We start from the raw sequence: 6,061 nt of genomic DNA, 5'->3' as shown, positions 1-6,061 counted from the left end.
GGCATCCGGCACCTGCTGCACTGGTCCCGCTGGCGACGCCGCCACCAAGCCCGCGCCCGCGATTGCCACTTCCACCGTCAGGCGGTCCAACTCGCTTGATCACGAACTACGGCTGGAGTACTAGGCAGTCTCAGGCGGTTGCGCCACCGATTCGGCTGCCTGTCTGGCGACGAAACCGATCTGAGCGCTTGAGTGATGGCCATCCCGGCCTGACAGGTGTTATCGCCACGGTTCCGCGAGTGACCTGATCCTGGCTCGGATTCGACTGGCTGCGCCGGCGATTCCGCCCCAGGGGCGGCCGAGGCGGTAGGCCCTGACGCCCAGGACGCAGCCAATGATCGTTATCCCGGTCGGGACGATCAGGCGCGACGCGAGTCCGCTGAAGGAGCCGTTCCATTCGGCGTTGAAGTCCTCGAGGAGCATGTTCCGGTCCGGGGCCAGCGGGTCGACCATCAGCTCGACCGTCTCTCCTGCCGCCGCGGGGTCGAGGTCCAGGTTGTCGTTGCTGCTGACGAAGCTGAACTCGTCCACCGTGATCCAGCTGAGCACGACACCGGCCGCAGCGAGGATGGCGAAGAAGACAGGCCCAGGACCCGACATGGAGTCAAGGATGCCTGATCCTGGGCGACGGCGGGCGTGGTCAGGTGGATTCGAGGTCGCGGTGGTGGAAGAGGGTGCTGCCGGTGAGGGCGAGGGCTGCGGCGAGGGCGGTCAGTATGGCGAGGGGTGCGAGCGGGATGTCCTCGAGGGGCATGGCGGTGGTGTGGGCGAAGGGGGAGAGGTCGGTGACCCAGGCGGGGAGGTCGAGGAGGGCGCCGAACATGCCGAAGAAGACTGCGTAGGCGACGACGATCCACGCGAGGGCGGCCAGTCCCGGGCGCAGGCCGAACAGCGCTGCGGTGAGCCCGGCCACGACTGCGACGGCCGGGAGGAAGGCGAGCGTGCCGAGGGTGACTTCGACGATGATGCCGGCGTCGGCGTCTCCGGTGGCGGTGCCGATGCCGACACCGAGACCGCTGACCGCCAGGAGTACGGCGGAAGCGAGCGTGGTGTAGCCGAGCCAGGCGAAGTACCAGCGGGGCCGGCTGACCGAGGTGGCGAGCGCCGCTTCGGTGTGGCCGGTGCGTTCCTCGGAGCGCAGCCGCAGGACGGAGGTGACGGCGAAGGCGCCGACCAGCAGCGCGAAGAACAGCGCCATGGTGGCGTAGAACGCGTCGAGCGGGTCCTGGCCGTTGGCGGTGAAGATCTCGCCCATCTGTGGGTTGTCGGCGACGGCGTCGGTGACGGAGTCGCTGAGTGATCCGCTGGGTACGGCGAAGACAAACAGCCCGGCCGCCCAACCGATCAGGGCGGTGCGCTGCTGACGTGCCGCGAGGCCGAACGGTGTCGACAGCGAAGGTGCGGCGTCGGCCCGTCCGAGTCTCGGTGGAAGCAGTCCGGCGCCGACGTCCCGGCGTACGGACAGGAAGTAGCCGAGGGCGACGGTTGCGGCGAGGACGGCGATCGGGAGCAGGAGCGGCCACCAGCGCAGATCGACGAACGGGCGGGCCTGTTGGGTCCAGGCGAGCGGGGACAGCCAGGACAGCAGGTTGCCGCGTGGTTGGGAGACGTCGCCGATCGCGCGGAGGAGGAAGGCGGCGCCGAGGGCGGCCATGGCGAGGCTGGAGGCGGCGCGGGAGTGTTCGGTGAGCTGGGTGGTGACGGTGGCGATGCCGGCGAAGGCGAGTCCAGTCAGGCCGATGCCTGCTCCGACGGCGAAGGAGTCGGCCGCGGCCAGGTCGCCGCTGAGCATGGCGAGCGCGGTGACCAGCGCGACGCCGGCGTTCGCGATGACGGCGACGATGAGGGCCGCGGTGGTGGCGGCGTGGCGGCCGACGACGGCGGAGCGGATAAGCTCGGCGCGGCCGGTTTCCTCCTCGGCGCGGGTGTGGCGGGTGATGAGGAAGATGCTCATCATCGCCGCGGGGATCGCGAGGTAGAGCACCATTTCGTTGGTGATCATCGCGCCGAGCGTGTAGTCGTCGAGGCCGTAGCCAGGTCCGGACATCATCGTCGCGGCGGGGGAGTCCATGAGCCCGGCCCGGACCTGGCGCTCCTCGGGGGTGCCGTAGACGGTCGGGAGGGCGCTGACGGCGTACAGCATGCCGAGGCCGATCCCGCCGATCCAGATCGGCAGCTTGACCCGGTCACGGCGAAGAGCGAAGCGGAGCAGGGTCCTCGTCGCGGTGAAACTCTCACGGTTGTTCACGACTGGGCTCCGACAAGCTCGTCGCCGTACTGGCGCAGGAAGAGTTGCTCGAGCGACGGGGGAGCGCTGTGCAGACTGCGTACGCCGAGCTGGCCGAGCGACTGTACGACGGCCGGCATCTGCTCGCCGTCGGCGTCGAAGGTGACCTCGTCGCCGTCGTGGCGCAGATCGTGGACGCCGGCGATCGTCGCCAGTTGGGCGGGGTCGCTCGTGACCGTCGCGGTGATGGTCGTCCGGGTGAGGTGCCGGAGCTCGGCGAGGGTGCCGGACTGGACCGCGCGGCCGTTGCGGATGATCGCGACGGTGTCGCACAGCTTCTCGACCTCGGCCAGGATGTGGCTGGACAGCAGGACCGACCGCCCGGCCAGCTTCGCCTCGGCGATGCACTCCTGGAACACGGTCTCCATCAGCGGGTCGAGACCCGAGGTCGGCTCGTCCAGGACGAGCAGCTCGACCTCGGACGCGAGCGCTGCGACCAGCGCGACCTTCTGCCGATTGCCCTTGCTGTAGGTGCGGCCCTTCTTCGTGGGGTCGAGCTCGAACCGCTCGAGCAGGTCAGCCTTGCGGGCCTTGTCCGCGCCGCCGCGGAGCCGCGAGAGCAGGTCGATCGCCTCGCCGCCGGTCAGGTTGGGCCACAGGCTGACGTCGCCGGGGACGTAGGCGAGTCGGCGGTGCAGTGCGACCGCGTCGGACCACGGGTGCCGGCCCAGCACCGAGACGTCGCCCGCGTCGGCGCGCAGCAGGCCGAGGACGATCCGGATCGTGGTGGACTTGCCGGCGCCGTTCGGGCCGAGGAACCCGGCCACCTGGCCGGTGGGAACGGACAGGTCGAGCCCGTCGAGGGCCTTCACCTGACCGAAGGATTTGTGCAGTTGCGAGATCTCCAGGGCAGCAGTCATCGCTGAACCTTCCAGAGTGATCCGGGAACTCCCGGCGAAATGTCGTCGTGGGGACGGCGCTGGGCGACGTCGTGTCCGCGCGTACTACGGTGTCGCGGAACCGTCCGGCGGATCGCAGACGTACATCAGGTACTCGTCGAGCATCGAGCGGTCGACGAACAGCCCGTCGGTGAACAGCTCCAGCGCGGGCAGGGTGATCTCGTCGGACAACCGGCGCAGCTCGGCGCGGAAGTCGTCCAGCTCCACCGGGCCCTGGCGCAGCGACATCCAGAGCAGCAGCGAGCCCATGCCCTGGTAAGTCAGATACCGGGCCCGGCCGGCCGGGTCCCGGCTCGGCCTGATCATCCCGGCCTCGACGCCGGCCTCGAGATAGGTCTTGGCATCGGCGCACATCTGGTCGACGAACGCGTTCCCCAGGTCACCGCCGGCCTGCATGCTGCGCAGCGAGTACAGCGCGTGCGGCGCGTACTCCTCGATCTCGGCCAGTTGCGCGATCATGCCGGCCGGGCTACCCGTGGCCGCCTTGGTCTTCTCCGACCTGATGACCTCGAGCACGTAGGCGTCGCAGGCCCGGCGCAGACCGTCCTTCGAGCCGAAGTGATGCACGACCAGCCCGGCCGTCACCCCTGCGTCGGCCGCGACCGCCCGCAGCCCGGCCGCAAACCCGTCCCGCCCGAAGCGGAGAATCGCCGCGTCCCGGATCCGCGCAGCCGTCATGGCCCCGGCACCACCAGCCGCGGGGTCACCGACTCCGGTTGAACGCACGTTCAAAGACTAAACCGCTGTTCAATCGGCGCGCAAGGTCGTTCGCGTGCGCAGCCCGCGGACCGAGTTCCAGGAGTACGTCGGGAGTCCGGCCAGCCAGAGTCCTTCGGCGCTCAGTCGCAGCGCGTACTTCGGCTGCTCGCCGTCCGTCCAGGCCCGGCAGCCCATGTCGGGCGCGGCTTGGTTGCTCTTGGCCACGGAGATGGGAGAGGGTAGGACGCGGAGCGCCGGGAAGTCTGGTCGGCACGCCTGCATCCGTCCGGGGTGCGGGCGGTTCGTGACGTGCCGGGAGGACTCTGTGCCGAGCTGTTCCGCGTGTTGCCGTGCTGTGCGGCGGTCGACCTGCCTCCGATGCGGCGTACTGTGGAGCCGTGCACGGAGAGCAGATGGCCGAGGGTTATCCGGTGATCGGCCTGGACGACGACGCTCTCCAGGCGGTGGAGCTGCTCGCCTCGCGGCGGCTGCCCGGCCTGATCGTGACCGGCAAGGATGGGAGTCCTTACGCGATCCTGCCGGCGTCGCAGGTGGTGAAGTTCCTGGTGCCGACGTACGTGCAGGACGACCCTGCACTGGCGCGGGTGATCGAGGAGTCTCTTGCGGATCAGGTGGCCGACAAGCTGTCCGGAGTGACGGTGCGCAAGCTGCTTCCGGCCGAGCCCACCGAGGTGCCGGTGGTGAACCACGACGACACGATCCTGGAAGTCGCGGCGATCATGGCCCGCCTGCGCTGCCCGCTGGTCGCGGTGATGAAGGACAAGGAGATCCTGGGAGCGGTGACCGCCTCGCGGTTGCTCGAGCTCGCGACGCGGCACTGAAGCGCGACTTGCCGTCGTACGACGGGGGCCGCGGATGACTGTCATCGCGGTGGTGGTCTTCGTCGTCGCCTACGTGCTGATCGCGACGGAGTGGACCCACAAGCTGCTGGCCGCGCTCGGTGGTGCGGCGGTGTTGCTGGCGCTCGGGGTGACGGATTCCGAGCACGCGTTCTACTCGCATGAGACGGGCGTCGACTGGGATGTCATCTTCCTGCTCTTCGGGATGATGGTGATTGTCGGGATCATTCGCCGTACGGGCGTCTTCGAGTTCATCGCGATCTGGGCCGCGAAGAAGGCGAAAGGGTCGCCGCTGCGGGTGATGATCCTGCTGACACTGATCACCGCGGTGGCCTCGGCGTTCCTCGACAACGTGACCACCGTGCTGCTGATCGCGCCGGTGACGTTGCTGGTGTGTGACCGGCTCGGGATCAATCCGGTGCCGTTCCTGATCGCGGAGGTGCTGGCCTCGAACATCGGCGGCGCTGCGACGCTGATCGGTGACCCGCCGAACATCATCATCGCGAGCCGGTCCGGGCTGACGTTCAACGACTTCCTGATCCACATGGCGCCGCTGGTGATCGTCGAGCTGATCGTGTTCGTGTTGGTGCTGCCGTGGTTGTTCAAGGGCTCGTTCACGGTCGACCCTGAGCGGGTGGAAGGCGTCATGCGGCTCAACGAGCGGGAAGCGATCGAGGACCCGCGGCTGCTGATCAAGTGCGGTGCGGTGTTGCTGCTGGTCTTCGCCGGGTTCGTCGGGCGGGCCGTCGTCGACATCGAGCCGTCCGTGGTGGCGCTGCTGGGAGCCGGCTTGCTGGTGCTGATCTCGGGTGTGCCGACCCGGCATTACATGGCGAGTGTGGAGTGGCAGACGCTGCTGTTCTTCGCCGGCCTGTTCATCATGGTCGGTGCGCTGGTGAAGACCGGTGTGATCGGTGCGCTGGCGGATCGGATCGGCAACTTCACCGAGGGGCGGGCGCTGCTGGCGGTGATGCTGATCCTGGTCGTGTCGGCGGTGCTGTCCGGGATCGTGGACAACATCCCGTACGTCGCGACGATGAGCCCGGTCGTGCTCGAGCTGACCAAGGGCATTCCGGACCCGGCGCAGGCCGAGGCCCTGTGGTGGGCGCTCGCGATCGGCGCAGACTTCGGCGGCAATGCGACCGCGGTCGGTGCGAGCGCCAACGTGGTCGTCATCGGGCTGGCGATGCGGGCCGGTCATCCGATCAGCTTCTGGGAGTTCACCCGCAAGGGCGTGGTGATGACCGCGATCACCATCATCGTCGCCGCGCCGTACCTGTGGTTGCGCTACTTCGTGCTGTCCTGACCGGGTCGTG

General features: G+C 68.8%; 7 protein-coding genes. 2 read left to right on the top strand and 5 right to left on the bottom strand.

Annotation, left to right across the window (positions count from 1 at the left end):
* Positions 1-219: 219 nt before the first annotated feature.
* From ACIBL3_RS46100 to ACIBL3_RS46080, 5 genes are all read right to left on the bottom strand, one after another.
* A complete protein-coding gene (locus ACIBL3_RS46100; RefSeq protein WP_396360398.1) occupies positions 220-600 on the bottom strand; it encodes a hypothetical protein in 381 nt (126 codons plus the stop codon).
* Between the two features lie 40 nt (positions 601-640).
* Positions 641-2,248 carry an ABC transporter permease gene (locus tag ACIBL3_RS46095; protein WP_396360397.1) on the bottom strand — a complete coding sequence of 536 codons (1,608 nt, stop codon included), beginning with the start codon at positions 2,246-2,248 and terminating at the stop codon, positions 641-643.
* Positions 2,245-3,147: an ATP-binding cassette domain-containing protein gene (locus ACIBL3_RS46090; RefSeq protein ID WP_396360396.1), complete on the bottom strand. Its 903-nt coding sequence runs from the start codon at positions 3,145-3,147 to the stop codon at positions 2,245-2,247. The genes ACIBL3_RS46095 and ACIBL3_RS46090 overlap by 4 nt, the downstream gene beginning before the upstream one ends.
* A gap of 84 nt (positions 3,148-3,231) precedes the next feature.
* A complete protein-coding gene (locus ACIBL3_RS46085; protein WP_396360395.1) occupies positions 3,232-3,912 on the bottom strand; it encodes a TetR family transcriptional regulator in 681 nt (226 codons plus the stop codon).
* 21 nt (positions 3,913-3,933) lie between these two features.
* On the bottom strand, positions 3,934-4,110 hold the full coding sequence (locus ACIBL3_RS46080) for a hypothetical protein (RefSeq protein ID WP_396360394.1): 177 nt from the start codon (positions 4,108-4,110) through the stop codon (positions 3,934-3,936).
* A gap of 173 nt (positions 4,111-4,283) precedes the next feature.
* Here ACIBL3_RS46080 and ACIBL3_RS46075 point away from each other — a divergent pair, with 173 nt between their 5' ends.
* Together ACIBL3_RS46075 and ACIBL3_RS46070 are read left to right on the top strand one after the other, a co-directional pair.
* Entirely contained in the window at positions 4,284-4,727 is a 444-nt protein-coding gene (locus ACIBL3_RS46075; RefSeq protein WP_396360393.1) for a CBS domain-containing protein, read from the top strand.
* A 34-nt stretch (positions 4,728-4,761) separates the two neighbouring features.
* Positions 4,762-6,051 carry an ArsB/NhaD family transporter gene (locus ACIBL3_RS46070; protein WP_396360392.1) on the top strand — a complete coding sequence of 430 codons (1,290 nt, stop codon included), beginning with the start codon at positions 4,762-4,764 and terminating at the stop codon, positions 6,049-6,051.
* Positions 6,052-6,061: the final 10 nt, after the last annotated feature.

The organism is Kribbella sp. NPDC050124 (genome assembly GCF_044460355.1).
Classification (GTDB): Bacteria; Actinomycetota; Actinomycetes; order Propionibacteriales; family Kribbellaceae; genus Kribbella.
This window is presented reverse-complemented; position numbering and strand designations above follow the sequence as displayed.